The sequence below is a fragment of the Mycobacterium sp. NPDC050441 genome, assembly GCF_040655355.1.
GTDB lineage: Bacteria > Actinomycetota > Actinomycetes > Mycobacteriales > Mycobacteriaceae > Mycobacterium.
The window spans coordinates 407736-433253 of the sequence record NZ_JBFAJS010000006.1; the positions used below are offsets into that span (position 1 = coordinate 407736).

Consider the following 25518-nt stretch of genomic DNA (forward strand, 5'->3'; position numbering starts at 1 on the left):
CGTTCACCACTTCCTTCTCGCCGGCTCGTGTGGTCGAGGTCAGTGATACCCGGGTTGGGGCCGCGGCATGCCTGCGACGGCCTATCGGAGCTCGGCGATCACCTTCCCGAATGCCTCGGCGTGGGCGATCTGCACGATGACGTAGGTGATGCCGTATTTCTCGCGCAGACCGCGAATGTTGTCGGCGATCGCGCTGACCGACCCGGACAGCACTCCGGGGTGCCGCAGTAGCTCTTCGTCACTGAGCCCCGGCAGGAAATGGCGGGGGACGTTGAGGATGGGCATATCGCTACCTGGAGCGGGCATCGCGGTGACCGCGATGTTGAGCTCCAGCTGATCGAACCGGCCCCCGGCGGCTTTGCGCAGGAAGGAGATTCGGTCGGCCAGTGGATCACCGTCGACGTGATCGCCACCGGTGAGGCCGATGATGTCGGCGGTCTGGGCGGCCACGGTCAGCAGCCGGTCGCCGTTGCCCGCAATGAGGATGGGGATGTCAGGTGCATGCTCGCGCAGGTATTCGGTGGTGTGGCGCAGATAGTCGATGCGGTCGCGCGCACCGGGGAACGGAAGTTCGGCGGCCTCGAACTCCTCGCGCACGTAGCCGGCACCGAGGCCGAGATCGAACCTGCCTCCGGACAGATCCCGCAGGGCGGTGGCGTCGCGCGCCAGCAGCGCCGGTTTGTAGAAACCGGCATTGAGCACGAACGTCCCGACGCGCAACGTGCTGGTCGCCGCGGCGATGGCGGTCAGGGTGGGGAACGGTGCGGGCGCACCGAGGTGGTCGGGAACGTTGAGCACGTCGAAGCCGAGGTCTTCGGCACGCCGCGCCGTATCGGCGATCTGCGATTGGGATCCGGTGGCGCGCAGGCTGACGCCAAAGCGGAAATCGTTGGGCATCACCCGATCTTAGGCATGGCGGCTGGAGGTTTGGAGGTGTCTGCGGTGGGCAATTCTGAGCCGTGACGAGTCATCCGACGGTGGGTGTGGAGGAGGAGTTCCTGCTCGTCGACCCGCAGCGCGGCGAACCGATCGCCCGTAACAAGCAGGTCGCCGCCAGCGCCGCCGAGCAAGGAGTGGACCTGCAACTGGAGCTGACGAGCTGCCAGATCGAGACCACCACGGATGTGATGGACACCAGCAGCGCGCTGCGCTCCGAACTGACCAGGTTGCGCAGGATTGCCGCGGAGGCCGCCGCGGCCAACGGGGCGCAGCTGCTGGCCGCCGCGCTGCCGCCGACCGTGCCGCGCAAGTTCCCGGTGACACCGACCGCGCGCTACCGGAGGATCGCCCACCGGTTCGGCATGCTCGCCCACGAGCAGGGAATCTGCGGCTGCCACGTCCACGTTGCGGTGCCGGACCGGGAGGCCGCCATTTACGTCAGCAACTGGCTGCGACCGTGGCTGCATGTGTTGTTGGCGCTGACCGCCAACTCGGCGATCTACCGCAACGCCGACAGCGGCTATGCCAGCTTCCGCAGCATCATGTGGCTGCGGTGGCCGAGCTCGGGACCTCCGCCGCATTTCGATTCGGCCGCCGAGTACGACGCCACCGTCGACATGCTGCGGCGAGCCGGTGTGATCTTGGACGACGGCATGATCTATTGGGATGTCCGGCCGTCGGCGAACTTTCCGACAGCGGAGGTGCGGGTGTCCGATGTGCCGGCCACGGTTGCGGAGACGGTGTTGCTCGCCACGTTGATCCGCGCCGGGGTGATGACCGCGCTGCATGCGTACGCCGAGGGCGAATCGGTTCCGCGCCTGGCGGATTGCCAGATCCGCGCAGCGCATTGGAAGGCCGCCCATGATGGCCTCGAAGGCGACGGCATCGACCTGCTGGGGGATCAGTCGACGATCCCGGCGGTGGACCTGCTCGGCCGATTCGTCGAGACGGTGCGGCCGGCCTTGGTGGCGCTGGACGACTACGGGATGGTGGGTGCCGAGGTCGCCCGCGTCGTCGCCGAGGGCAACGGCGCGATCCGGCAGCGTCGGGCCTGGCGCCGTCGAGGCGAAATTGCAGACGTGATAAGCGAATTGGCGTCTGCTGTCACCAGCGACTAACTAGCCCAGCGACGCAGAAATTCGATCCAGAGGTGTGGGAGGTCGTGGTGCTTCGCGCCGTCCAGGATGCGTTCCAGATAGCCAGGTCGTGGTGCCCCGGGGTCGACGCGGTGGTCTATGTAGACCCAGGCTGGTTCGGACCAGCCGGCGGTGTGCACGGTCAGCCGGTCCCGGCGGTAGCGCACCGGCACGCCCTCGGCGCTGTCGAGTGCGGCCAGGTCGTGGTCGGTGACCTGCCACAGCACGCCGTGCACGTGCGATGCGTCGACCGGTTCGATGGTGGCCACGCCGCGCTGGTTGATCAGCCAGCTGTGGTCGTCCAGCCGAGCCGGCCGGGGATCGATCGCGCCCGGACAGCGCCGGGCCATCTGTGTCACGCACAGATTGGAGCCGTAGGCGAAGTACGGGTGACGCATTCAGCCCGTGACGGTCAGATAGATCAGCACCACGTTGAGCACACTAATCAATCCGGCCACACCCCAGCCGAGCGTCGTGGTGATCCGGTGGTTGACGTCGTCGCCCATCAGGGTTGGGTTGCTGGTCAACCGCACCAGCGGGATCAGCGCCAGGGGTATGCCGAACGAGAGCACAACCTGTGACAGGACCAGGGCCCGGCTGGGGTCGACGCCGATGGCCAGGATGATCAGGGCCGGGATCAGGGTGACCACCCGGCGCAACAGCAGCGGGTAGGAGCGACGCAGCAGTCCCTGCATGATCATCGCGCCCGCATACGCACCGACCGAGGTGGACGCCAGGCCCGACGCCAGCAGCCCGATGGCGAACAGCAGCGCAACCGTCGGGCCCAGGGTGTCGCGGACCGCGGCGTGGGCGCCCTCGATGGAGTCGGTGTTGTCGCGTCCCTGCAGGTTGGTCGCCGCGACCAGCAGCATGGCCAGGTTCACCGCGCCGGCGACCAGCATGGCGAGCCCGACGTCGTAGCGGGTGACCCGCAGCAGGCGCCGCCGAGGGGCGCCCGGTTCGGGGTGGCCGTGGCGGTCGCGGGCCAGACCGGAGTGCAGGTAGACCGCGTGCGGCATCACCGTGGCGCCGAGCATCGCGGTGGCCAGGAGCAGGCTTTCGGTGCCCTGGAACCGGGGGATCAGCCCGGCCGCGACGTCGGCCGCCGGGGGAGTCTGGACGAACAGGCTGGTGAGAAAGCCGATCGCGATGATCATCAGCAGTCCGGTAATCACCCGCTCGAACACCCGTTGACCGCGGTGGTTCTGCAGGCTCAGCAGGAGTAGCGAAACCACCCCGGTGATCACGCCGCCCACTAGCAGCGGTAGGTCGAACAGTAGATACAGCGCGATAGCCCCGCCCACCACCTCGGCGAGATCGGTTGCGACGGCAACCAATTCGGCCTGTATCCAGAAGGCGATGCGCGTCGGGGTGCGGGTGTGGTCGGCAATCACCTCGGGTAGCGAGCGGCCCGTGACCAAGCCGAGCTTGGCCGAGAGGTACTGCACCAGTCCGGCCATCGCGTTGGCCACCACGATCACCCAGACCAGTAGGTAACCGAACTGCGCGCCCGCGCTGACGTTGGCGGCGACGTTGCCCGGATCAACGTAGGCGATCGCGGCGACGAATGCCGGCCCGAGCAGCATCCAGCCCGGCGTCGTACGCGCCTTGGTGTCCTCCAACAACTGCCCAGCTCCCTATCCGGGTATGCGAATAGAAAAGTTAGGGTAGCCGAAACCTGCCGGCGAAGCCAACGTCGGGGGTGGTCAAAGGGGTGTCACCACCCGATACCGATGCCTCCGAACCCGAATACCCCGCCGTACCAGGGTCCGTAATTGTTCATGGCCGGCGGCGAGGTCACGATCTGGGTGCTGCCATTCGTCTGGCATAGCGTGGTGGTCGGTGTCGTGTTGGTGCATTTCGGCGCCGCCGTGCCCGCCGGGGCGACGAGAATCGCCAAGCACGGAACTGCCAGCAACGCGGCCAGGAATCGAACGATGTTGCTCATGACCTACTCCGATCGATGGAGTAAGTCTACGTCCGTACCGCGCTGTCAGCGCTGGTCAGAGGACGAAGAAGTCATCGTCCCAGGGAAACATGCCGTAGCCGGGTTGCGGTGGGGTCGAGTCGATCTGCACGTTGCCTTCGGTCGCGCATTCGGTGGTCTGGCCGCCTTCGACCGAGCTGCCGCCGGTCACCTCACACTGTGGCAACAAGCGGGGCTCGCTGGGTGCGCTGGGTTCGGCCGAGGCCAGCGGGGCCAGCACGATCGCCGCGGAAGCGCCGCCAACCATGAGGCAACCGGTGAGCGTGGTGAGGCGAATCTTCATCGCGACAGTCCTTCCAGGCGGGGTCTATCCGGCAGCGTACAGACCCTTACCGGTGATCAGCGGCAGATCGAGAGTGGTGCGGATACCGGGCTCGGCGGCCACCACCGCCGGGATCGCGTTGACCACCCGGGCCGCCGTGGCCACCAGGCCCGCGTGGTTGTGGTCGCCGTTCGGGCTGCTCAGGCACAGGTCCAGCGTGTAGGACGGCTCACCGGTCACCACGACCCGGTAGGAGCCACCTTCCTGAGCGGGCTGCGGCCACTCGGGGCACAGATCATCGCGCAGCCGTGTCACGTGCTCCAGCACCACGGCGGCCTTGCCGTCGCGCATGCCGCGCACCTCGAAACGCATTGCGGCTGTGGTGCCCGCCGGGATGTGCCCGGATGCGATGTCGAAGTCCTCGGGCGCCGGTACCCGGGTGTGTTCCTCGGTCACTTCATCGAGTTCGATGCCGAGTCCGGCAGCCAGCTGCCGGACCACCGAACCCCAGGCCAGACTCAGCACACCGGGTTGCAGCAGCATGGGAGTTTCGTCGATCGGCTTGCCGAAGCCCATCACGTCGAACATCACCGCCGCGCTGTCATAGGTGGCGTAGTCGACGATCTCCATGCACCGGATCTGCTCGATCTGCTGGCAGGTGCCCGCAAGGGCAAGGGGCAGAAGGTCATTGGCGAAACCGGGGTCGATTCCGTTCACGAAAATGCTGGCGCCGCCCGCCTCGGCCGCAGTGGCAATGGGCTCGATCAGCTCGGCCGGCAGTACCTCCCACGGGTACTGGAGAAACACCGCGGAGCTGGCCACCACGTTGACCCCGGCCGCCAGGATGCGCCGGTAATCCTCAAGGGCCTCGGGTAGCCGGTTGTCGGCAAGGGCGGTGTAGACCACGCAGTCCGGCTTGTCGGCCAGGATCGCGTCGAGGTCGTCGGTAGCGAGGACGCCCGTCGAAACATCAAGGCCGGCAAGCTCTCCGGCGTCCCTACCGGCCTTGGCCGACGACGACACCCACACGCCGGTGAGCTCGTAGTCCGGATTGATGACGAGCTGCTTGAGTGCATGCTTGCCGACATTTCCGGTACCGATCGCAGCTACGCGAATGGTCATGCTTCTCCTCAGAGGTCAGGGATGGGCAGGTCGAGATTGGGCATGTTCAGGCCGCCGTCGATCTCGAGCACCTTGCCGGTCAGGAAGCCGCCGGCGGGGGAGGACAGATACACCGCGGCCGCGGCGATGTCGGCCGGATCGCCGAGACGGCGCAGTGGGGTGGCCTTCTCCATCGGGTCTCGCAGCGCGTCATTGGACGCGACGATCTCCAGCGCCGAGGTGAGAATCGAGCCGGGCGCGATGGCGTTGACCCGGATGCGCGGGCACAGATCCAGGGCGGACAGCCGGGTGTAGTGCGCGAGGGCGGCCTTCGCGGTGCCGTACGCGGCGAACCCGCGCCCGGCCAGACGCCCCACCGTGGAGGTGATGTTGATGATGCTGCCGCCGCCGGAGTGCTCGAGCATCAGCGGCACTGCCGCACAGGTCAGCGCGTGCGCGGTCGACACATTGAACGTGAAGGCGTCGCGCAGATCCTTGGTGGAGGTGTTCATCAGGGGTGCCGGCATGGTGCCGCCGACGTTGTTGACGACGATGTCTAGTTTCCCGAACGCTTCCACCGCGGTAGCCGCGAGTTCGGCGGTGGCCTCGGGGTGGGCCAGGTCGGCGACGACGACGTGGGCCCGCCGCCCGGTCGCGGCGATCTGCTCGGCAACCTCGTCGAGTTGGGTCTGAGTTCGGGCCGCGATGACCACGTCCGCACCGGCTTCCGCGAATGCCAAGGCGGTGGCTGCGCCCAGTCCGCGGCCGGCTCCGGTGACGATCGCAACCTTGTCGTCCAGTCGGAATCTGTCCAGAATCACATGCACTCCGTTCGCTTGCTCGGCGTCACGCTAGCAGGGTGAGTGGCCGCGTGTGAGGTGTTTCTGAAACACGTTCTAGTTGTCCTGCGGTCCGCTCCCGCGTGTCGTGGAGTGTGCGCAAAGCCCTCCGCGGTGCCAGTGGCGGGCGCACAATTGAGGGGTCAGTTCAACGTGGGGAGCCGCGATGACCGAGCAGCGATACGACTTCTTCGGCGATGTTTTCGCGCGGTATTTCAGCCCCGCGATCGATCGGTACCCAACGACGGCGGGCAGCCTTGTCCGTCGCCTGCTCGCGTGTACCGACGACGTGCAGGACCGGTTGGCCCAGGCGCGTCTCGCGGCCGCGGCATGGGGCGAGGAGGAGATGGGCCACCCCGGCCACTTGCACCCGTCGTCCGAACTGTTCGTCTTCACCCAGTGCGGTCTGATGTACGGCGCGCGTTTCACCGATGCCCATCACGGGCTGTACTACCTGGCCACTCCGCACACGATGTTCGACGCGTTCGTCGACCAGATCGAGCACACTCCTCTGCGTGCGGGTGCGGTGGTTGCCGTGGATCGCCGCTGCAGCCACGACCTTGAATCGGCCCATCCGATGGACGCCGCGTTGCGTCGCATCCTCGATGAACACGAGGCCTTGCGCGTCGACGTGCCGGCTTAGCGGCGCCTGGCAGGCGTCGATGTTAACGCCGTGTTTCGGCGATGTTCGCTACACATTAACCCGTATGCATTCGGTATGAGTCTGTCGGACAACGGATTTCGGCGATTTACGGTTTAGCCCACTTCACCGAAATCGAGAGGCGGACTGAATCCAGTGAAACGGAACTTGAGAAGCGTGTGTGTTGCCGGTGCCGGACTGTGTGGGTTGGGGACGGCGTTGGCCGCGCCGGCTGCTGCCGCACCCACCGAGTCGACGGCGAGCCAGACCATCAGCGACCTCCAAAGTCAGGGCTATCGGGTGATCTTGAGCAAGGTGGGCACCAAAGCCATCGACGACTGCACCGTCAGTGCCGTCCGTCAAGGACGCTCGGTCACCGGCCCGCAGGTACCGGCCGGAGCGGCAAGCATCACGTCGTTCAACCCCGGACAGAATCTGCAGTACACGACGGTGTACGTGGATCTGGACTGCCGGCGCTGAGCTATTTCCTGGCGGCTGCCTTCTTGGCCGGCGCCTTCTTCGCGGGGGCTTTCTTGGCCGGCTCTTTGGCGGCGCTGCCACGGGCCTTCACGCTGGCCTCGAGTTTGGCCAGCAGATCTGACACATCCTCGGTCTCGTCGAGCTCGGTGGGCTGCTCTTCGACCGAGAAAGCTTCTCCACCTTCGAGTTTGGCCTGGACCAGCTCGTGCAGCTGTTCCTGGTAGTCGTCGCGGAACTGGTCCGGCTTGAAGTCGTCGGTCATCGACTCCACGACCTGCCCGGCCATCTTCAACTCGGCGGGCTTGATCTCGACTTCCTTGTCCAGCACCGGGAAGTCAGGATCGCGGATCTCGTCGGGCCACAGCAGGGTGTGGATCATCATCACGTTGCGCTTGCTGAAATCTTTGACCCGCAACGCGGCCAGCCGCGTCTTGTTGCGCAGCGAGAAGTGCACGATGGCCACGCGTTCGGTTTCGGCGAGGGTCTTGGCCAGCAACACGTAGGACTTGGACGACTTGGAGTCGGGCTCCAGGAAATAGCTCTTGTCGTACATCAACGGGTCGAGTTGGTCGGCCGGGATGAACTCGACGACCTCGATCTCGCGGCTGCGTTCTTCGGGCAGCGTGGCGATGTCCTCGTCGGTGATCACCACCATCTGCCCGTCGTCTGATTCGAACGCCTTGTTGATGTCGCGGAACTCGACGACCTCGCCACACACTTCGCAGACCCGCTTGTAGCGGATGCGCCCGTTGTCCTTGGCGTGGACCTGGTGGAACTTGATGTCGTGGTCCTCGGTGGCGCTGTAGACCTTGACCGGCACGTTCACCAGGCCGAAGGCGATCGAACCCTTCCAGATGGATCGCATTTGCCCAGTATGTCTTGAGATGGCCGCCTGTGCGAAGAACCAGTGGATCGGTGCGCCGCGTCAGGTGCGTTTCACGAGTTGGTGCACGGATTCGGGCGCGTCGACGTCCGTGGCCACCCACGGTGCCGCGATGGGCTCGCCGGCCACCGTGCGTAGCGGCACCACGCCGGCCCAACCACCGAGGTCGGCTTGCGCCTCGGGGCGTGGCGGTGGCGCGTCACGGACCTTGACCGTCCAGCCCTCGGGCTCGATCGGCAGGGCGATCGCGAGCGTCGCGGCGAGCTCCTTCTTCGTGCTCGACCGCACCTCGGCGCTGCGACCGGGGATCAGGGAATCGCTCATCAGGTCCAGCGCATACGCCGCGTCGCGTGGGTCGAGAACGGTCAGGTTGCCGCGGACCACGGCCGACCGGTAGTTGGCCGTGGACTCGAAAAGTGTTTCCGCCACCACGATTCCGTCGAGAAGCGTGACGCAGAACGCGGCAGGCGCGCCGGCCGCGACATGCCGCAGTGCGCCGGCACCCGTCGAGCCGTGCAGCACAACACGGTCGCCGTCGCGGGCGTAGAGCATGGGCACGACCCACGGGAGCCCGTCCACCACCGTCGCGAGGGTGCCCACCGCCGCGGCGTCGAGCACCGAGTCGAGGGCCGTCCGGTCGGTGCGGGCCAGGTGATGTTCTCTTCTGATCTGCTTCACAGGTCACATTCTGCGGGCATTCCGGCCTGCTCAGAAGATCCACAACTGGTGGATATGTGCAGACCACTATTGTGGATGGCATGGCGCGTCACGCACCCGACCTGCACTTGGCCTTGCAGCTCCCAGTCGGCGAGTCGCCACTGCGACAGCGCATCGCGGAAGCCGTCATCGAGCAGATCCGGCTGGGCCGGCTCGGTCCCGGCGACGCATTGCCGTCGACCCGAAGCCTGGCTGCCGAACTTTCCGTGGCCCGCTCGTCGGTGGTCGACGCGTACGACGAGCTCGCCGCGGCCGGCTACACCGCCGCTCAGCCCGGATCGGGCACGCGGATCGCTGCCGGGGCAGATGCCGCAGCGCACGCCGGCGCGGCCTCCCACGTCACCGCGAGTGGTGTCACGCCCGTAGCGCCGGTCGCTCCACGTCGACAACCCGTGGCCTGGGACCTCACGCCCGGGCACCCTGATCCGGACCTGATCTCGACCACCGACTGGCGCCGCGCGTGGCGATCGGCCGCCGCTGCGCCGATATCCTCCGCGTCTGAGGGGCCGCACGGGCACGCCGAGCTCCGCCAGGCCCTGGCCGGGCATCTGCGCCGGACCCGCGGAATCGTTGTCGACCCGAGTGAGCTGATCATCGTGCCCGGCGTGGCCTCCGCGTTGCGCACCATCACCCAGGCGGCCGGGCTGGCCGGGCGCGACATCGCCTTCGAGGAACCGGGGTACGTCGAGGCGCGGGACGTGTTCGAGATGTCCGGTGCCCGAACGCGTGCCGTGCCGGTCGACGGCGACGGCCTCGACCCGGGCTCACTGCGCGATTCCGATATGGCCGTGTATTGCACTCCGGCACACCAGTATCCGCTCGGAGCGCGGCTGCCCGTGTCCCGACGTGCCCAGCTCGTACAGTGGGCCGCTCGGACCGGCAGCCTGCTCATCGAGGACGACTACGACGGCGAGTTCCGCTACGACGTGTCCGCGCTGCCCGCGCTGCGCGGCATCGACGGCGGGCGCGATCACGTGACCTATATCGGGACGGCGTCGAAAATCCTCACGCCCACGCTGCGGGTCGCCTGGATGCTTCCGCCGCCCAGGCTGCGGAATGTCGTCGCCGACGCGCTGGAGCGCAGCGGTGAATCCGTCTGTGGGGTAACCACTCTCGCTTTGGCCCGGTTTATCGAGTCGGGTGCGCTGACCCGACACCTCGCCCGGGCGGCACGTACCTACTCGGCGCGGCGGACGGCGCTTGTCGGTGCGCTGGGCCGCCGGGGCGCGGGCATCGAACTGGCCGGTGTCGAGGCGGGCCTGCACATGGTGGTGCGGCTGGATGACGGGGCCGACGACATCGCGATGGCTGCCGCACTCAGTGACCGAGGGGTCACGGTGTCGCCGCTGTCGGCGTTCTTTTCGGGCTTCTCGGACGTCGCCGGCGCCCGGGGTCTGGTGTGCGGATATGCGCGTCTGCCCGAGACTCAGGCCGATGCGGTGGCCGAGCTCATCGCGGACGCGATCAGTCAATCCTGAGCGGCGCTCATGACTTCGCTGCGGCGTCGCGTGCTGCACGGTCCGGGAGGTCGGCGCCGGGCCGTGCCACCGTCAACGCCGCCGACAGCGCCGCGGACCTCAGGACACCTTCGAGCGTCTCGGTGCCGATCCGGGACAGGTCGCGGCGGCGGTCCGCGCCCAGCAGGCCCAACGACCACACCGCGTCGAGCAGGCCCGTCATGAAGGCGTCGCCGGCCCCGACGGTGTCCACCACCTGGACCGATCGGGCCGGGACCGACACCGAACCGGCCCGGCACACGGCGAACGCCCCACGCTCACCCGACGTCACCGCGACGATTGACGGGCCGACCTCCAGCCACGCCCGCGCGATCTGCTCGGGGGAGTGCCGGGGGTCCATCCAGCGCAGGTCTTCCTCGGACGTCTTGACGATGTCGGCCCGTTCGACGAGTCGGTCGATACGCCCGCGCGCGATGTCGTCGTCCCGGATCACGTCCGGGCGGACATTCGGGTCGAAGGTGAGGGTCGCCGACATCCGGTAGGCGTCGAGCAGTGCGGCGGTGGCGCGGCACCCCGGTTCCAGCACGGTCGCGATCGAACCGGTGTGCACCAGCAGCGGGGTCGCCACCTCGGGTGTGCCGGTCAGCTGCCAATCGATGTCGAATTGGTAGTGGGCCGATCCTGCGGCAGTCAGCGTCGCCATTGCGGTGGGTGTCCGGCTGGCGCCGGTGCTTCCCGAAACCAGTTGTACGCCAGAATTTTCCACATACTTGACGATGCGCTTGCCGCGGTCGTCGTCGGCGATATGGGTGAGGAAATCGACGCCGCGGCCAAGCCGGCCGAGACCGACGGCGACATTGAGTGGACTGCCGCCGACGTACTCTCCGACGACGCTGCCATCTCGCTCGACGATGTCGATCAATGCCTCGCCGATGACCAGGGCCCGGCTCATGGCTCCATGGTAGGTGGCTTGGGCTAGAGCCGTCCGGCGATGAACCCAGCCGCCTGATCCGGATATGGCGGAAGCTCATATGCGCTGTGCGCCGCGCGGGCGCGCCCACCCTCGACACAGATCGGATCGCCCGCGCTGCACAGGTCGATGGCCCGCCCGGCGAACTGACCGGTGCTCGACAGCGGCGTGCCGAACCGGTTGCCGGGATTGCCGAACACCGCGACCGCAGCGACCCGGTCGGCGCTGTAGGGCGGCAACGCGGGAGCCGAGCCGATCGTGCCGATCCGGTCACCGATCGGCGGTACGCCCGCCAACATCGAAACTGCCGCTGCGCCTTGCGAGAATCCACCGAGCACGACGCGGGTGTCGGGACATTGGTCGGCCAGCCAGGCGATGTGTCCGGCCGCGTCATTCGCGGCTTCCGCGGTGGTCAGGAAGTTGAGCCCGGCCGGATAGTTCACCCCGTACACACCGAGGCTGCGCGGCGCGATCCTCGGCGCGAGTTGGTCGACCAGGGCCTGGCCCACCCGGCCGATCCCGGGCGGCTCACCGGTGCCGCGGGCGAAGACCACCTCGACATCCGAGCAGGGATCGGCCGATGCCGCGGGTACCGGGCCGATGAGAACGGCCGTCGTGGGCAGCAATACGGCGGCGGCCATCCGCAGGAGCCCACCGAGCACTCTGTTCAACGCCATCAGGCCATGCTCACACGTCGACGGGGCCGGTGTCTTGGATGTGCGTGCAAGCAGTGCCGTCATTGCACGTCCCATCGCCGCATCAGGAGTTCGTCAAGTTCAGTGGCGAAATCTCCGGGAGGATCGAGAGTGCCTTCGTAGGCAAGTGTCACCTGGCCTGCCGGGAGGCAGCTGTTCACGCAGTAATACAACTGCCCCGAATCGTTCGTGAACCACATCACCTGCGAGGGCTCGGCCCCAATCTCGTCGAAACTCTCGGTCGAGAACCAGTCGTATCCTTCAAAGCTTTCCCAGGCGTCTGGGCGCAGGATCCCGTAGGACTCCCAATCCTGTGCAGTGAATCCCGGATGAACCTCACGCAAGAATGTCCTCACCGCACTGGGGAAGCACTCGAAGAACTCTGGCAGGGGCTGTTCGAGGCCGGCAGGATCCCAACCCAGCCACAACGCGGGAAACCCGTCTCGCGCTTGACCGGCCACATAGATGAGAACGTTCTCGGATACACCACCGAGTTCCCGTCGAAAGACCCTCACGTCCGAGAGTTGCTCGCGGAACTTCCTGGTAAACCCTGGCAGAAGTTCCATGAAATCAGAGCCCCACAACGACAACGCGTGGCTGCATCTGTCGGTTGCGATGGAGGCGGATGCAATCGGTCTCCAGTCGGGCGGTATCTCCGCCAGGTCGGGTGATTGCGCCTGGACCAGTGTCCACGTGGCGTCCCCGCCGCTGACCTCGGCGAGAATGTCGTTGATGTGGTGTTCCGTCACTGCGGTCTCCTGGTAGTAGGGCTCCGAGGCCTGCATCAGGTTTTGCCAGTCGATCATCCTTGGTGAGGTGTCCGATAGGCGATCTGGTTTCGGCACCCGCGTATAGGTTGGGCAGATGGAGCGCTATGAGCGGGTTCGGCTGACGAACCCCGACAAGGTGCTCTATCCCGCCACCGGCACCACCAAAGCCGAAGTGTTCGACTACTACCTCACCATCGCCGAGGTGATGCTTCCTCATATGGCAGGCCGCCCGGTGACCCGAAAACGTTGGCCCAACGGGGTGGCAGCGACGTCGTTCTTCGAAAAGCAGCTGGCGTCTTCGGCTCCGAGTTGGCTGGAGCGCGGCAGCATCGCGCACAAGTCCGGCACCACCACGTACCCGATCATCAACACCCGCGAGGGGCTGGCCTGGATCGCGCAGCAGGCCGCGCTGGAAGTGCATGTGCCGCAATGGCGGTTCGCCGCCGATGGCAGTCAGGGCCCGGCCACCCGCATCGTGTTCGACCTCGATCCGGGTGAGGGCGTCACCATGCCGCAGTTGTGCGAGGTGGCCCAGGCGGTGCGCGATCTCATGGGCGATATCGGCCTGACGACATATCCGCTCACCAGTGGCAGCAAGGGCCTGCATCTGTATGTGCCTCTGGCCGAGCCGATCAGCTCCCACGGAGCCTCGGTGCTGGCCAAACGGGTGGCCCAACAACTCGAGCAGTCGATGCCGACGCTGGTCACCGCCACCATGACCCGCAGTGTGCGGGCGCAGAAGATTTTTCTGGACTGGAGCCAGAACAGCGGATCCAAGACCACGATCGCGCCCTATTCGCTGCGTGGCCGCGAATTTCCGACCGTCGCCGCGCCCCGCACGTGGGACGAGATCGGCGACCCGGATCTGCGTCATCTGCGATTCGATGAAGTGCTGCAACGAGTTTCCGACGATGGCGACCTGCTGGCCGGGCTCGACGAGGACGCACCCCGGGTCGACAAGCTCACCACCTACCGCAGCATGCGCGATGCGGGTAAGACCCCCGAGCCCGTACCCCAGGACATTCCCGCGACCGGAAACAACGATCGGTTCGTGATCCAGGAACATCACGCCCGGCGGCTGCACTACGACCTACGGCTGGAACGCGATGGCGTGCTGGTGAGTTGGGCGGTGCCCAAGAACCTGCCCGAGACCACCGCGGTGAATCACCTTGCCGTGCATACCGAAGACCACCCGATCGAGTACCTGGCCTTCCACGGCTCGATCCCGAAGGGGGAGTACGGCGCCGGCCACATGGTCGTGTGGGACACCGGCACCTACGAGGCGGAGAAGTTCCGGGTCCCCGACGATCCCGACGCCCGCAACGGCGAGGTCATCTTCACCCTGAGCGGCAACCGGATCGACGGCCGTTACGCGCTGATCCAGACCGAGGGCAAGAACTGGCTCGCGCACCGGATGAAGGACCAGAAGTCGGCGGTGCCGGAGCCCAAGGATTTCGCACCAATGCTCGCCACCGAGGGCTCCGTGGCGAAACTCAAGGCCGGCCAGTGGGCGTTCGAGGGCAAATGGGACGGCTACCGGCTGCTGGTGGACGCGGATCACGGCCGCCTGCAACTGCGTTCCCGCAGCGGGCGCGACGTCACCGGCGAGTACCCGCAATTGCAGGCGCTGGCCGCCGATCTCGCCGACCACCATCTGGTGCTCGACGGTGAGGTGGTCGCACTCGACGACTCCGGTGTGCCCAGCTTCGGTGAGATGCAGAACCGGGCCCGCTCCACCCGCGTCGAGTTCTGGGCCTTCGACATCCTGTGGCTCGACGGCCGCTCCTTACTGCGCGCCAAGTATTCCGACCGGCGAAAGCTGTTGGACGCGTTGGCTGCCGGCGGCGGGCTGATTGTGCCCGAGCCGCTGCCCGGTGACGGCCCGGAGGCCATGGAGCATGCCCGCGAGCACCGGTTCGAAGGCGTCGTCGCCAAGAAACGTGACTCGACGTATCAGCCCGGCCGGCGGTCCGCGTCCTGGATCAAGGACAAGATCTGGAACACCCAGGAAGCGGTGATCGGCGGCTGGCGCCAGGGCGAGGGCGGACGCACCAGCGGCATCGGTGCGCTACTGCTCGGTGTCCCGGGCCCCGACGGACTTCAGTTCGCCGGCCGGGTCGGTACGGGGTTCACCGAGAAGGAACTAGCCAAGCTGAAAGGCATGCTGGCGCCGCTGCACGCCGAGGAATCGCCGTTCGACAAGCCGTTGCCGAAGCTCGACGCCAAAGGGGTCACGTTCGTGCGGCCTGTGCTGGTGGGGGAGGTGCGCTACAGCGAGCGCACCACCGATCACCGGTTGCGCCAACCTAGTTGGCGTGGGCTGCGGCCGGACAAGACTCCGGACGAGGTGGTCTGGGAGTAATCGCGTAGTCGCACGTCAGTCGTCCTCACCCACCGCGAGCTTGACAGAGCCCCGCGTCTCTTCGCCCTTCAACTTCTTGATGATCCACGGCAGGTACGGCACTAGGAATGCGACGACTGCGAGCGCGAGGATGATCGCCGATGTGGGATGGGTGACGAAGACGCTCCAGTCGCCGTTGGAGGCGGTGAGGGCGCGGCGGAACTGGTTTTCCAGGTTTGGTCCGAGGATGGCGCCGAGAATGACCGGTGCGATGGGGAAGTCGTAGAGACGCATGAACAGTCCGACGATGCCGACTGCGTAGGCGATCAGGATATCCATGGCGCTGCCCGACACGGAGTAGACGCCGAGTGTGGCGAACACCAGAATCCCGGCGTACAGGGCGGGGCGCGGAATCTGAAGGACCTTCACCCACAGCCGGATCAGCGGAAGGTTCAGGAGCAGGAGCATCACGTTGCCGATGTAGAGCGATGCGATCAACGCCCAAACCAGCCCGGACTGCTTCTCGAAGAGCTGCGGTCCCGGCTGAAGGTTGAAGATCTGGAACGCCGCGATGAGTACGGCAGCCGTTGCCGACGTCGGCAGACCGAGGGTCAGCAGCGGCACCAGGACGCCGGAGAACGACGCGTTGTTGGCGGCCTCGGGCCCGGCGACGCCTTCGATGGCGCCTTTGCCGAACTCGCCCTTGCCTTTCGAGCGTTTCTTCTCGTAGGTGTACGAGAGGAAAGTCGGTATCTCGGCGCCGCCGGCGGGCAGGACGCCGAACGGAAAGCCGAATGCGGTGCCACGCAGCCAGGGCCGCCAGGAGCGGCTCCAGTCCTTGCGGCTCATCCAGAAGACGTCGCCCTTCTGCGGCGGATCCAGTGGTGCGAGAACGCCGGGCTTGGTGCGACCGCGAACGAGAACGTAGAACGTCTCGCCGATGGCGAAGAGTCCGATGATGAGGATGACCTCGCTGATGCCGTCGTAGAGCAGCGGTTGCCCGAAAGTCAGTCGGGCCTGCCCGGACAGCGAGTCCAAGCCGATCATGCCGAGGGTCACGCCCACCAGGAGCGCCAGCAGGCCGCGCACGAGCGAGCGTCCGACGAGGGCGGTGACCGATACCAGAGCCAGGACCATCAGCGCGGTGTAGTCGGCAGCGGTGAACGTCACGGCGAGCTTGCCGATCGGCTTGGCGACGAAGGTCAGCAGCACCGTGGCGATCGTGCCGGCGACGAACGAGCCGATCGCCGCGGTGGCCAACGCCGCACGTGCTCGCCCGGCCTTGGCCATCAGGTGGCCTTCCATCGCCGTTGCCACGGAGGCGGATTCGCCGGGGGTGTTCAGCAGGATCGACGTTGTCGAACCTCCGTACATGGCGCCGTAATAGATGCCGGCGAACATGATGAACGCGCCTGCGGGATCGTCGAATTGGAAGGTCACCGGCAACAGCAGGGCGATGGTGACCGCGGGTCCGATACCCGGAAGAACACCGACGAGGGTGCCCAAGGTGACGCCCAACGCCGCCAGGAGGAGGTTGGTCGGGGTGAAGACGGTGGCGAAGCCACCCAGGAGATCGGTGAAAACCGTCATAGCGGCAGCAGTCCTGGCGGTAGGTAGATGTTGAGGCCGTAGGTGAAGAGGAAGTAGATCGCCACGGTGAGTACGACGGCGATGACCGCGTCGCGAATGTGGCTGCGACTACCCAGGAGTGCGGCGCACACGCCGAACAGCACCGCGGTCGAGATCAGGTAGCCGATCGGGTCGACGGCGTAGGCGTACGCAACGAGCACGACCACGAGCACGCCGACGCGAAGCAGATGGTCGAACCGTTCGCCGGCCGGCTGATGCCGCCGGCCCGCAAGGGATGCGAGCGCTCCGGAGAGATAGGCAACCCCGAGCAGGGTCCACGCGACCGCGATGACGACGGGCAGGAAGCGCGGTCCCTGCGGCGCCATGGATCCCGGCACCTCCCAGGCCTGCCACAGCAGCAGCCCGCCGATCGCCACGATGGCCACGCCTAGGGCGGCGGGCGCACCCGGCGCGCTGGCGACAATGGTGTCGTCGCTCTCCATGTCGACGCCGCCGCCGGAATCTTCCGACGGTGCGGCGTCGACGTCGTTGTTAGAGAGGTCGTTGTTCGAGACATCGTTGTTGGAGACGCTCACAGCCCAAGCTCCCCGAGGATCGAACCGGTCTGGTCCTGTGCATGGGAGACGAACTTGGCGGCGTCGTCACCGGTGCGGAAGTCGTCGGTCCAGCCGCGCTCCTCGACCAGCTTCTTCCACTGCTCGGTGTCGTGGATCTTGGTGATGAAGGCGGTGATGCCGTCGACCTGGGCCGCGTCCAGACCCGGAGGGGCGAAGATGGCGCGCCAGTTGACGAAGTCGACGTTGAGTCCGGCGCTCTTGAGGGTGGGGGCGGTCTTGCCTGCGACGGTCACCTCGTCGTCGGAACTGATTGCCAGCAGCCGCATTTCGCCGCCTTCGAGCTGGCCTTCGAACTCCGAGATGCCGGACACGCCGACTTTGACGTCACCGGAGAGGATGCCGGCGGTCGCTTCGCCGCCGCCGGAGTAGCCGACGTAGTTCATGTCGCCCGGCGTGAGGCCCGCGGCCTTGAGTATGAGGCCGACGAGGATCTGATCGGAGCCGCCGGCGGAGCCACCGCCGAACACGACCGACTTGGGATCGGCCTTATACGCGTTGATGACGTCGGTCATCGACTGGAACGGGGAGTCGGCGCGCACCACCAGGGCCTCGGCCTCAGAGGTCAGCGTGGCGATCGTGGTGGCGTCGGTGATCGACAGCGGTGACCCGGCCTGCTTGAGGGCGCCGATCATCACCAGGCCGCCGATCATCAGGTTGTTGGGGTTGCCCTTGTCGTTGTTGGTGAGTTCGGCGAGGCCGGTGGCGCCGCCGCCGCCTTCGCGGTTGATGACCTCGATCTTCTTGTCCGTGAGCTTGGCCTCCTGCGCGACCTGCTGCAGTCCGCGTGCGGTCTGGTCCCAGCCGCCGCCGGGCTTGGCCGGTACGAGCAGCTCGACGGGGCGGCTCGGGTAGTTCGCGGCATCTCCACCGCCGCCGTTGCCGCCATCACCGGGTGCGCAGGCGGCGGTGAGTACGACCGTCGCGGCGGTGCCGATGACGACCGCTTTCGATGCCAGGCGACGCAGAGTCGTCGAGTTGTTGGCGTTCTTCATCGAGTGCTCCTCATCACAGCGGGGTGTGTGGCGTACGCTACACCAGAACCATCTAATGGTCTAAAAAAACCGTACAGTGGTTGAATGTGTAGGCGCGCCGCCGCCGGAGGTCCGACCGAAAGGGGCACTTCAATGGCCGAAAACGATCGTCCGGTAGCGAAGTCAGACCGCTTTGAGGCGCATCCACTCGAACGGTTGGCCGGGTTCGGGGCGGCCCTCGTCGCCGACGCCAATGGGACGGTTCGGGGCCTTCGATTCGCGTGTTCAGGCGCAGTGGCCGGACGCGGGTTTCGATGGGAACGCGTTCACCGTGTGGACGCGTGTAGGGGACAACCTGGGCATCCACGAAACCTCTCGCGCGCCCAGGAGCTCGCCGCGACCGGAGCCGCCGAGCGCGTCGTCAACGCCAAGCCGACCCGGTAACGGGCGCCGGCACCTAGTCCAGTCCGGGCAGCCCGATCTCCGAGATGGCCGCGGCGGCCCTGCGGGTGAAGTCGACGTAGCGCGGTACGCGGTCGTCGGTGAAACGGCCGGTCGGTCCGCCCAGCGTCAGCGCGGCCACCACGGTTCCGCGATCGTTCACGATCGGAAACGACAGCCCGGACGATCCGAGCTCACGCTCGCCGTGCACCATCTGGTAACCGCGCTCGCGCCCCTTTTCGATTGCGCTGCGCAGCGTTTCGGCGTAACCCGGGCCATGCGGCGAATCGGCTGCGACGTCGTCGATCAGATCCGGCGCCGACATCAGCAGGATCTTCCCCGCGGCACCTGCCCACAACGGGTACGGCACCCCGAGGGGAATGACGCTGCGGACCGTCGCCGTGCTCTCGCACTGCGCCACCACCACACGGGACAGGCCCTGACGAATGTAGAGGTTGACCGTTTCGCCCGTGTCCGCCGAGAGCTGCCGCATGACGGCTACCACCTCGTCGGGCGGAGTCCACGTCTTCCCGGCCAGCCGCACCCATCGCAGCATCGCGGGACCGAGGCAGTACGTGCCGTCGGGACGCGCGCTCAGCACGCTGCGGGCGCACATGGTGGCAACCAGTCGAACCACGGTCGTCTTGGGCAGTGATGTTCCCTCGACGAGTTCCTTCAACGATCTGACGGGGTGTGCGCTGTCGAACAGCTCGAGCAAGTCGATGACACGGGTGACGCTGCGAACGCCGGCGTCGGCGGACGTCGGCTTCTCGGCAGGATCCAACGCATCAGCGCTCATGGCACCTCGTCTCGGCAGGCGAATGGGTCTCAATCCACTCTACGGTTCCTTCGAACCATTTAGTGACGGCCCGACGAAGAGCAAGCAAACCATCAGACGGATCGAAAAAACCATTCTATGGTTCTGGATGATACAGTCGAGCCGACTAGACACCACATCTCGCGGAGGTCCGCCCATGCAGCTACTCGATGGAATACGAGTCCTCGACCTCACCAACGTCTTGGCCGGTCCGTACGCCAGCTACCAACTCGCCCTCATGGGAGCCGACGTCATCAAGGTCGAAGTCCCGGGAATTGGTGACCTCGCGCGTCAGCTGGGAGCCGACCCCGGGCTGTCCGCACAGCGCATGGGCGCGTCCTTCGTGGCGCAGAACGCGGGCAAGCGCTCCATCACCGTCGATCTCAAGATCCCAGCGGGACGGGAGGTTTTCGAGCGACTCGTCTCGGGCGCTGACGTCCTCGTCGAGAACTTCCGTCCAGGTGTGATGGCCCGACTCGGATACGGCTGGGATGACCTTCGCGCCACCAACCCGAAGTTGGTCTACTGCGCGATATCCGGATTCGGACAGACGGGACCGATGCGCACCCGCCCCGCCTACGACCAGATCATTCAAGGTCTCTCGGGTATGAGCGCGGTGACGGGCACGCCGGAAACCGCGCCGCTGAGAGTCGGTTTCCCAGTGTGCGACACGCTCGGCGGGATGACCGCCGCGATGGCGATCAACGGCGCGCTGGTGGCGCGGAACCGCACCGGCAAGGGTGCCTATCTCGACGTCTCCATGCTCGAGAGCTCACTGACCGCGCTGGGGTGGGTCGTCTCCGATTACCTGATCGCCGGACGTGCGCCCATCGCCAACGGAAATGAAAACCCCACGGGCGCACCGTCGGCGACCTTCGCCACTCGCGCCGGCTCCCTCAACATCGCTGCCAACAAGCAGGAACAGTTCCAAACCCTCTGCAAGTTGATCGGCCGAGAAGACCTCATCGACGATCCTAGGTTCGCCCTGCGCGACGACCGCAAGATGTGGAGAACCGAGCTTCGGGCCGAGCTGGAGGCGGCCCTTGCCGCGAGAACAGCGCGTGATTGGGAACCCCTCCTCAACGACGCCGGGGTGCCCGCGGGCCTGGTCCTTGACGTCACCGAATCGCTCGAACTCGAACAGATCGACCAGCGATCGCTGGTGCACGAGGTCGATCTGCCCGACCGTCGGGCGAAGGTTCTCGGTACCGGCTTCCACGTGAACGGCGAAGCCCTACAACCGAAGTCACCTCCGCCGATGCTGGGCGCCCACACCGAAGAACTGCTGAACGAGCTCGGCTACTCCGACATCGAAATCACGCAACTGAACGGGCAAGGGGCGGTATGACCGGGGGTGAGGCGGGCCGCGCGCTGGCCGACACCAGCGTCGACGACGTGACGGCCTGGTGGCGCACTGAGATCAGCGACGTCACGCCCGGTGTGATCCGCTACCACGGCTACGCCATCGAGGACATCATTCCCTCGACGTCCTACGCCGCCATGGTGTGGCTGATGATTCGCGGTGAGCGCCCGTCGGACTGGCAGGAACGACTCCTCAACGCAGCCTTGGTCGCAGCCGTCGACCACGGTCCGCAAGCGCCCTCGATCGCGGCTGCGCGCATGGCCGCCACCTGCGGCGTCGGCCTCAACAACGTCATCGCGACCGGCGTCGGCATGCTGGGCGACGTGCACGGCGGTGCCGGCGAGCAGTGCATGGAACTCCTGGCAAGACTGTGCGAGGAGGCCGTAGATCCGACGAGTCTGCGGTCTGCCGCGGACCGTGCCGTCGCCCACTACCGAGCTGCGCGGCGCTACGTTCCCGGCTTTGGCCACCGCTTCCACCCTCGCGACCCTCGTCGCGACCCGCTGCTGGCACTAGTCGCCGAAGCGCAGGATGACGGTGCTGTGACGGGCCAATTCCTCTACGCAGCACTGGCTTTGGAGGCGTCGCTGGCTGAGGGTCGAAGCAAGCCCGTGCCGATGAACATCGACGGAGCGACCGCAGTCGTCTATGCCGAGCTGGGTTTTCCGCCCCCGCTGGGCCGCGGCCTGTTCGTGCTCTCACGTTCGGTCGGCATTCTTGCGCACGGCTGGGAACAGACCCAGCAGGGCGGTCGCAACAAGGGGCCCATTCCACGCACGCTCCTCCCGGATTACAACGGGCTTGAGCCCCGAACGTTCGATGACGGCGCCATTCGCAGTCGCTGACAAGTCGCTTCTTATTTGGATCAGGGCATCAGGGCGCCGGAACCGTCGACCGCTTCCCGCAGCCCCCGCGTCGCGAGCTCGTCGGCCAACTCGTTGTCGGCGACCCCTGAATGTCCCTTCACCCAGAACCACTCGACCTCGTGGCGCGCGCAGGCGGCCTGCAGCCGCTGCCACAGGTCGACGTTCTTCACCGGTTGCTTGGCGGCGGTCAGCCAGCCGTTGCGCTCCCAGCCGAGCACCCATTTGGTGATGCCGTTGCGGACATAGGTGCTGTCGGTGTGCAGGTGCACGACCACGGGTCTCGTGAGCGCCTCGAGCGCCATGATGGGCGCGGTCAGCTCCATCCGGTTGTTGCTCGTGGTTCCGGGGTCCCCGCCGAACATCTCGCGAACGTGCTCACGGTGGCGCAGCACCGCGCCCCAGCCGCCGGGGCCGGGGTTAGGCCGGCACCCGCCGTCGGTATGGACGACGACGATGTCGCTGCTCATCACTCCTCCTGTGCTTCACGTAGCAGGCGCACTGCCCTCGGGCCGACGCCGTGTAGGGCCAACAGCCCATCGAGATCTGTGGGCAGATCCGCGAGGACTCGGTAGCCGGCGTCGATGAGCGCACCGGTCGCGGGCCGGCCGATCCGGATGCCGTCGAAGACGGGGCCGCGGTCCGCGGGATCGGTCATGCGCTGAGGATAGGCAACCGCGTCGAGTGGTCGGCGCCCCGACACACGTCAGTGATGGTGAGTCGCCGAGATCACCGCCGTGTGCACCGATATACCGAGGTCGCGGTGCCGGAGCGTGCTGATCCGGCGCCCCGGCTGGACCGCGTCCTTGACCGGTGCGGTGCGATCGCCGAAGTACGAGGCCGTTCCGTCGATGTCCGCCACCACGTACGTGATTCCCCACAGCGTCGAGGGGCCGTCACTCGCCGTCTCTGGGGAACCGACGACCTCGATGATCACGTCGCCGAAGCGGAAGAAGATCTGACGCATCCGCCGTCCGCCGAGTTCGGTGTCCCGTTCCCGGCGCGGGTCCACGCCGATGGGCGCCATCGCGGCGACCGTGCGGTCCAGGTCAGGGGAGAGCAGCACGACGTGGTCGATCGCGGTGACGCCGTTCGGGTGGGTCGCCGGCTGTGCGGTGACGGCATCCGATCGCGTGGTGGCGATACCGTCGAGGTCTTCGAAGGTCCCGTCTGGCGGCAGGCCCCCCAACGACCACCCGATGATGCCGGTGCCGCGGTCGCGTCCGACCAGTCGAATGCGCACGCCGCCGACCCGGCAGATCGGATCGGCGCCCGCGCCGGAATCAACGGTGAACCCCGCGCGGGTCCAGGCGTCTGGTGGGTCAGCGACTTCGAGCTCGCCGATGGTGACGGTCATCGACGTCGGATCTTATCCGGCCCGCTGTCACCGGCGGGGCGGACGCAGAACTCTCATCGCCAATCGCATCACCGGTTCGGGCACGTGATCCTTGGCCGACAGCGCTGCATCGGCGGCCCGGGTCCGCAGCGGTGTGCCGCGCCCGAACCAGCGGTTCAACGGCCCGCCGGACGGCTCCAGGTCGACGTGCAGCGGCGGCTTGCCGTCGGCGGCGCCGAGCGCATGCGCGATGACGATGCGCTGGATCTCGCTGGTGCCCTCAAAGATGGTGTACAGCTTTGCATCCCGGTACCACTTCTCGACGGGATGATCTGTGACGTAACCCCAGCCGCCCATCGTCTGGATGGCCTGTTCGGTGGTGCGGACTGCCACCTCGCTGGCGGCCAGCTTCGACATCGATCCCTCGCCGCGGTCGAACGGCACCCCGGTGGCGGCCATCCAGGATGCCCGCCACGTGAGTAACCGGGCGGCGTCGATCTGAGTAGCCAGGTCGGCGAGTGGAAATGCGATGCCCTGGTTGTCGATGATCGGAGCGCCGAAGGCAATCCGGCGGTTCGCGTATTCGGTGACGTATTCGAGTGCGGCCCTGGCGATTCCGAGGGCCTGCGCGGCCACCATCGGCCGGGTCTGTTCGAAGGTCCCCAGTGTGGCGGAGGCGGAATTCTGGGCGCCCGCGACGAGTTCGCGCGCTCGCGCCAGCTTGTGCTCGAGTTTCTCCTGACCGCCGAGCAGATTGTCGGCGGGAACTCGGACGCCGTTGAACTTCAGCTCGGCGGTGTGCGAGGCCCGGCAGCCGAGCTTGTCGAGTTTGCGCACCATTTCCAGCCCCGGTGTGCCGCCCTCGACGATGAACAGCGCCTGCCCCTTGTGGCCGAGCTCCTTGTCGACGACCGCGTTGACCACGTGCACATTGGCGATGCCGCCGTTGCCGATCCACATCTTGTGGCCGTTGATGATCCAGTCCGCGTCCGCCCCCGGGCCACTGCGGACGGCGTAGGTGCGCAGGTTGCGCACATCGCTGCCGCCCTCGGGTTCGGAGATCGCCAATGCCGCCAGCTTGAGGTCACCCGGGGTGCCGAAGCATTCGGGCGCCCACCGCAACATCTGTTCCGGCGAGGCGGCCTGGCCGATCGCCGACAGTGCCAGGGCCGGCATGACGACGGCCAACCCGATGCCCGCGCAGCCCCAGAACAGTTCCTCCATGAACATCGGCAGCGACAGTCCGGTCGGGTCGCCGATCAGATCGCGGTAGAACAGCGGACTGTAGAAGCCCCGAGCCGCGGCTTCTTCCAGCACCGGCCACGGAAACTCCTGCCGCTGGTCGTAGTCTGCCGCGACCGGACGGACCACCTGTTCGGCGAACTGATGCGTCCGGCGGGCCAGGTCGTGCTGAGCGGCGGTAGGAGTGATGTCGAATGCCACGCGGGTGGGATACCCGCTGTGGACGCCGCCGAACTTGTGGACCTCAGTCGGACGTCTGGCCGGCGTCGGCGATTCGCCGTCGCGCTTCGGCCGGCGAAATGCGGAGCCTCCTGGCGAGCACCCCGGCCGGGTCGAACCGCGGCGGCGACGCGTTGTCGGTGGCGACCATCCGCCCCAGCAGCCGTTGTTGAGCAGTCGCCAGTCGTCTCTCACCGGCGTCGAGCCGGCTCAGAACCTCGTGGAGCTCCGCCCGCGACAGGGCATGCACCGCCAGCGCGTCTATCTCCTTGCAGGCGGCGTTCAGGTGATCGAGGGCATCACCGACGATCGTCCGCTCGATGTCCCTCTCGGAAATCATTATCGAACTCATGTTCGGAACCGTACGCCGACCCACCGACAAGCCGAGCGCTCGCGCGGGCTTCAGCCCAAAACAATCGGCCGCACAACATTGTGCGGCCGATTGTCGGCTTGATTTTCGCGCGAACCGTTAAATCCGGTTTCGCGCTTCAACAAATGCGTGCCCGGTTTTATTCCCCACTCAGCAGGCGACGTCGACGTATGCCGTCTTTGAAATGACGGTGGTATTGATCGAACTTCCGCCCCTGGAGTCGTTGGTGGCGATGGTCTGCCCCTGGCGCACACCGAGCACGGTGCAGTTGGCCAGTGGCGCCGCGCCGGTGCGGTTTACGATGACGTGATAGCCGCTGGTCTGGAGGCTTTTCACGGTTTGTTCGGCCGACTGTCCGGTCGGAGCGGCGGCGGCGACGCCCCCGAGGAATGTTCCCGCGGCGAGCGTTCCCGCGACTAATGTGGCGATGGTATATGACTTCATTTCCCAACCCTCCGTTGCAGGCCGCCGG

The 25518-nt window shown here is 66.7% G+C and carries 28 protein-coding genes and 1 pseudogene; 7 read left to right on the plus strand and 22 right to left on the minus strand.

Translation table 11 applies throughout. The annotated features are described in order from the left end of the window. Positions 1 to 81: 81 nt before the first annotated feature. Positions 82 to 897: an LLM class F420-dependent oxidoreductase gene (locus tag AB0I14_RS20370; protein WP_358025268.1), complete on the minus strand. Its 816-nt coding sequence runs from the start codon at positions 895 to 897 to the stop codon at positions 82 to 84. Between the two features lie 62 nt (positions 898 to 959). Between AB0I14_RS20370 and AB0I14_RS20375 the strand changes: the two genes are divergently transcribed. Next, positions 960 to 2057: a glutamate--cysteine ligase gene (locus AB0I14_RS20375; protein ID WP_358025270.1), complete on the plus strand. Its 1098-nt coding sequence runs from the start codon at positions 960 to 962 to the stop codon at positions 2055 to 2057. Between the two features lie 5 nt (positions 2058 to 2062). Here the strand turns inward: AB0I14_RS20375 and AB0I14_RS20380 are convergent. The 6 genes and pseudogenes from AB0I14_RS20380 to AB0I14_RS20405 all read right to left on the minus strand — a co-directional run. Next, positions 2063 to 2473: pseudogene (locus AB0I14_RS20380) on the minus strand (gamma-glutamylcyclotransferase family protein); the annotation flags it as partial. After that, on the minus strand, positions 2474 to 3700 hold the full coding sequence (locus AB0I14_RS20385; protein WP_358025272.1) for an Nramp family divalent metal transporter: 1227 nt from the start codon (positions 3698 to 3700) through the stop codon (positions 2474 to 2476). 92 nt (positions 3701 to 3792) lie between these two features. Beyond that, positions 3793 to 4023, minus strand: coding sequence for a hypothetical protein (locus tag AB0I14_RS20390; RefSeq protein ID WP_358025274.1), 231 nt, complete (start codon positions 4021 to 4023; stop codon positions 3793 to 3795). A gap of 55 nt (positions 4024 to 4078) precedes the next feature. Then, positions 4079 to 4345, minus strand: a complete 267-nt coding sequence (locus tag AB0I14_RS20395) for a hypothetical protein (protein ID WP_358025276.1) — start codon at positions 4343 to 4345, stop codon at positions 4079 to 4081. A 24-nt stretch (positions 4346 to 4369) separates the two neighbouring features. Next, positions 4370 to 5446, minus strand: a complete 1077-nt coding sequence (locus tag AB0I14_RS20400) for a diacylglycerol kinase (RefSeq protein ID WP_358025278.1) — start codon at positions 5444 to 5446, stop codon at positions 4370 to 4372. A gap of 8 nt (positions 5447 to 5454) precedes the next feature. Further along, positions 5455 to 6246 (minus strand): SDR family oxidoreductase, encoded by a 792-nt coding sequence (locus tag AB0I14_RS20405; RefSeq protein WP_358025280.1) that lies wholly within the window; start codon positions 6244 to 6246, stop codon positions 5455 to 5457. 184 nt (positions 6247 to 6430) lie between these two features. Between AB0I14_RS20405 and AB0I14_RS20410 the strand changes: the two genes are divergently transcribed. After that, positions 6431 to 6907: a glucose-6-phosphate dehydrogenase gene (locus AB0I14_RS20410; protein ID WP_358025282.1), complete on the plus strand. Its 477-nt coding sequence runs from the start codon at positions 6431 to 6433 to the stop codon at positions 6905 to 6907. Positions 6908 to 7081: 174 nt separating this feature from the next. Further along, positions 7082 to 7384 carry a hypothetical protein gene (locus AB0I14_RS20415; RefSeq protein ID WP_358025284.1) on the plus strand — a complete coding sequence of 101 codons (303 nt, stop codon included), beginning with the start codon at positions 7082 to 7084 and terminating at the stop codon, positions 7382 to 7384. Position 7385: 1 nt separating this feature from the next. Here AB0I14_RS20415 and AB0I14_RS20420 read toward each other — a convergent pair whose 3' ends face one another. Next, entirely contained in the window at positions 7386 to 8249 is an 864-nt protein-coding gene (locus tag AB0I14_RS20420; protein ID WP_358025286.1) for a Ku protein, read from the minus strand. Between the two features lie 60 nt (positions 8250 to 8309). Beyond that, the gene (locus tag AB0I14_RS20425) at positions 8310 to 8945 is read right to left on the minus strand and encodes a pyridoxamine 5'-phosphate oxidase family protein (RefSeq protein ID WP_358025288.1); all 636 of its coding nucleotides are present in this window, start codon (positions 8943 to 8945) and stop codon (positions 8310 to 8312) included. An 80-nt stretch (positions 8946 to 9025) separates the two neighbouring features. Here AB0I14_RS20425 and AB0I14_RS20430 point away from each other — a divergent pair, with 80 nt between their 5' ends. After that, on the plus strand, positions 9026 to 10462 hold the full coding sequence (locus tag AB0I14_RS20430) for a PLP-dependent aminotransferase family protein (protein ID WP_358025290.1): 1437 nt from the start codon (positions 9026 to 9028) through the stop codon (positions 10460 to 10462). 7 nt (positions 10463 to 10469) lie between these two features. Here the strand turns inward: AB0I14_RS20430 and AB0I14_RS20435 are convergent, their stop codons facing one another. The 3 genes from AB0I14_RS20435 to AB0I14_RS20445 form a co-directional block, all read right to left on the minus strand. Then, positions 10470 to 11393: a carbohydrate kinase gene (locus tag AB0I14_RS20435; RefSeq protein WP_358025292.1), complete on the minus strand. Its 924-nt coding sequence runs from the start codon at positions 11391 to 11393 to the stop codon at positions 10470 to 10472. 23 nt (positions 11394 to 11416) lie between these two features. After that, positions 11417 to 12034, minus strand: coding sequence for a cutinase family protein (locus tag AB0I14_RS20440; RefSeq protein ID WP_358025513.1), 618 nt, complete (start codon positions 12032 to 12034; stop codon positions 11417 to 11419). A 113-nt stretch (positions 12035 to 12147) separates the two neighbouring features. Beyond that, the gene (locus tag AB0I14_RS20445) at positions 12148 to 12912 is read right to left on the minus strand and encodes a hypothetical protein (RefSeq protein WP_358025294.1); all 765 of its coding nucleotides are present in this window, start codon (positions 12910 to 12912) and stop codon (positions 12148 to 12150) included. 58 nt (positions 12913 to 12970) lie between these two features. Between AB0I14_RS20445 and AB0I14_RS20450 the strand changes: the two genes are divergently transcribed. Beyond that, positions 12971 to 15238 carry an ATP-dependent DNA ligase gene (locus AB0I14_RS20450; protein ID WP_358025296.1) on the plus strand — a complete coding sequence of 756 codons (2268 nt, stop codon included), beginning with the start codon at positions 12971 to 12973 and terminating at the stop codon, positions 15236 to 15238. A 15-nt stretch (positions 15239 to 15253) separates the two neighbouring features. On the opposite strand, the gene AB0I14_RS20455 is transcribed toward AB0I14_RS20450, so the two are convergent. The 4 genes from AB0I14_RS20455 to AB0I14_RS20470 all read right to left on the minus strand — a co-directional run bounded on the left by AB0I14_RS20455 (position 15254) and on the right by AB0I14_RS20470 (position 19635). Continuing rightward, a complete protein-coding gene (locus AB0I14_RS20455) occupies positions 15254 to 16807 on the minus strand; it encodes a tripartite tricarboxylate transporter permease (RefSeq protein WP_358025298.1) in 1554 nt (517 codons plus the stop codon). After that, the gene (locus AB0I14_RS20460; protein WP_358025300.1) at positions 16804 to 17382 is read right to left on the minus strand and encodes a tripartite tricarboxylate transporter TctB family protein; all 579 of its coding nucleotides are present in this window, start codon (positions 17380 to 17382) and stop codon (positions 16804 to 16806) included. The genes AB0I14_RS20455 and AB0I14_RS20460 overlap by 4 nt, the downstream gene beginning before the upstream one ends. Further along, complete coding sequence (locus AB0I14_RS20465; RefSeq protein WP_358025302.1) at positions 17379 to 18416, minus strand: tripartite tricarboxylate transporter substrate-binding protein; 1038 nt, start codon at positions 18414 to 18416, stop codon at positions 17379 to 17381. The genes AB0I14_RS20460 and AB0I14_RS20465 overlap by 4 nt, the downstream gene beginning before the upstream one ends. 436 nt (positions 18417 to 18852) lie before the next feature. Beyond that, complete coding sequence (locus AB0I14_RS20470; RefSeq protein WP_358025304.1) at positions 18853 to 19635, minus strand: IclR family transcriptional regulator; 783 nt, start codon at positions 19633 to 19635, stop codon at positions 18853 to 18855. A 175-nt stretch (positions 19636 to 19810) separates the two neighbouring features. Here AB0I14_RS20470 and AB0I14_RS20475 point away from each other — a divergent pair, with 175 nt between their 5' ends. Further along, positions 19811 to 21001 carry a CoA transferase gene (locus tag AB0I14_RS20475; protein ID WP_358025306.1) on the plus strand — a complete coding sequence of 397 codons (1191 nt, stop codon included), beginning with the start codon at positions 19811 to 19813 and terminating at the stop codon, positions 20999 to 21001. Further along, complete coding sequence (locus AB0I14_RS20480; RefSeq protein ID WP_358025308.1) at positions 20998 to 21861, plus strand: citryl-CoA lyase; 864 nt, start codon at positions 20998 to 21000, stop codon at positions 21859 to 21861. The genes AB0I14_RS20475 and AB0I14_RS20480 overlap by 4 nt, the downstream gene beginning before the upstream one ends. 20 nt (positions 21862 to 21881) lie before the next feature. Here AB0I14_RS20480 and rnhA read toward each other — a convergent pair whose 3' ends face one another. The 6 genes from rnhA to AB0I14_RS20510 form a co-directional block, all read right to left on the minus strand. Then, a complete protein-coding gene (gene rnhA / locus AB0I14_RS20485; RefSeq protein ID WP_358025310.1) occupies positions 21882 to 22349 on the minus strand; it encodes a ribonuclease HI in 468 nt (155 codons plus the stop codon). Continuing rightward, positions 22349 to 22537 (minus strand): helix-hairpin-helix domain-containing protein, encoded by a 189-nt coding sequence (locus tag AB0I14_RS20490; RefSeq protein WP_358025312.1) that lies wholly within the window; start codon positions 22535 to 22537, stop codon positions 22349 to 22351. Before AB0I14_RS20490 ends, rnhA begins: the two co-directional genes overlap by 1 nt. Before the next feature lie 48 nt (positions 22538 to 22585). Further along, entirely contained in the window at positions 22586 to 23236 is a 651-nt protein-coding gene (locus AB0I14_RS20495; RefSeq protein WP_358025314.1) for a glyoxalase, read from the minus strand. Between the two features lie 27 nt (positions 23237 to 23263). Continuing rightward, the gene (locus AB0I14_RS20500; RefSeq protein WP_358025316.1) at positions 23264 to 24658 is read right to left on the minus strand and encodes an acyl-CoA dehydrogenase family protein; all 1395 of its coding nucleotides are present in this window, start codon (positions 24656 to 24658) and stop codon (positions 23264 to 23266) included. Between the two features lie 43 nt (positions 24659 to 24701). Next, positions 24702 to 25028 (minus strand): hypothetical protein, encoded by a 327-nt coding sequence (locus AB0I14_RS20505; protein WP_358025318.1) that lies wholly within the window; start codon positions 25026 to 25028, stop codon positions 24702 to 24704. Between the two features lie 168 nt (positions 25029 to 25196). After that, the gene (locus tag AB0I14_RS20510) at positions 25197 to 25490 is read right to left on the minus strand and encodes a hypothetical protein (protein WP_358025320.1); all 294 of its coding nucleotides are present in this window, start codon (positions 25488 to 25490) and stop codon (positions 25197 to 25199) included. Positions 25491 to 25518 lie beyond the last annotated feature (28 nt).

Bases quoted from the DNA above. Each gene is read 5' to 3' on its own strand.
- AB0I14_RS20490 (WP_358025312.1), bottom strand. From the start codon at position 22,537: ATGACCGATCCCGCGGACCGCGGCCCCGTCTTCGACGGCATCCGGATC.
- AB0I14_RS20400 (WP_358025278.1), bottom strand. From the start codon at position 5,446: ATGACCATTCGCGTAGCTGCGATCGGTACCGGAAATGTCGGCAAGCAT.
- AB0I14_RS20510 (WP_358025320.1), bottom strand. From the start codon at position 25,490: ATGAAGTCATATACCATCGCCACATTAGTCGCGGGAACGCTCGCCGCG.
- AB0I14_RS20475 (WP_358025306.1), top strand. From the start codon at position 19,811: ATGCAGCTACTCGATGGAATACGAGTCCTCGACCTCACCAACGTCTTG.
- AB0I14_RS20435 (WP_358025292.1), bottom strand. From the start codon at position 11,393: ATGAGCCGGGCCCTGGTCATCGGCGAGGCATTGATCGACATCGTCGAG.
- AB0I14_RS20505 (WP_358025318.1), bottom strand. From the start codon at position 25,028: ATGAGTTCGATAATGATTTCCGAGAGGGACATCGAGCGGACGATCGTC.
- AB0I14_RS20430 (WP_358025290.1), top strand. From the start codon at position 9,026: ATGGCGCGTCACGCACCCGACCTGCACTTGGCCTTGCAGCTCCCAGTC.
- AB0I14_RS20420 (WP_358025286.1), bottom strand. From the start codon at position 8,249: ATGCGATCCATCTGGAAGGGTTCGATCGCCTTCGGCCTGGTGAACGTG.
- AB0I14_RS20395 (WP_358025276.1), bottom strand. From the start codon at position 4,345: ATGAAGATTCGCCTCACCACGCTCACCGGTTGCCTCATGGTTGGCGGC.
- AB0I14_RS20495 (WP_358025314.1), bottom strand. From the start codon at position 23,236: ATGACCGTCACCATCGGCGAGCTCGAAGTCGCTGACCCACCAGACGCC.
- AB0I14_RS20450 (WP_358025296.1), top strand. From the start codon at position 12,971: ATGGAGCGCTATGAGCGGGTTCGGCTGACGAACCCCGACAAGGTGCTC.
- AB0I14_RS20370 (WP_358025268.1), bottom strand. From the start codon at position 897: ATGCCCAACGATTTCCGCTTTGGCGTCAGCCTGCGCGCCACCGGATCC.
- AB0I14_RS20465 (WP_358025302.1), bottom strand. From the start codon at position 18,416: ATGAAGAACGCCAACAACTCGACGACTCTGCGTCGCCTGGCATCGAAA.
- AB0I14_RS20455 (WP_358025298.1), bottom strand. From the start codon at position 16,807: ATGACGGTTTTCACCGATCTCCTGGGTGGCTTCGCCACCGTCTTCACC.
- AB0I14_RS20480 (WP_358025308.1), top strand. From the start codon at position 20,998: ATGACCGGGGGTGAGGCGGGCCGCGCGCTGGCCGACACCAGCGTCGAC.
- AB0I14_RS20410 (WP_358025282.1), top strand. From the start codon at position 6,431: ATGACCGAGCAGCGATACGACTTCTTCGGCGATGTTTTCGCGCGGTAT.
- AB0I14_RS20390 (WP_358025274.1), bottom strand. From the start codon at position 4,023: ATGAGCAACATCGTTCGATTCCTGGCCGCGTTGCTGGCAGTTCCGTGC.
- AB0I14_RS20470 (WP_358025304.1), bottom strand. From the start codon at position 19,635: ATGAGCGCTGATGCGTTGGATCCTGCCGAGAAGCCGACGTCCGCCGAC.
- AB0I14_RS20445 (WP_358025294.1), bottom strand. From the start codon at position 12,912: ATGATCGACTGGCAAAACCTGATGCAGGCCTCGGAGCCCTACTACCAG.
- rnhA (WP_358025310.1), bottom strand. From the start codon at position 22,349: ATGAGCAGCGACATCGTCGTCGTCCATACCGACGGCGGGTGCCGGCCT.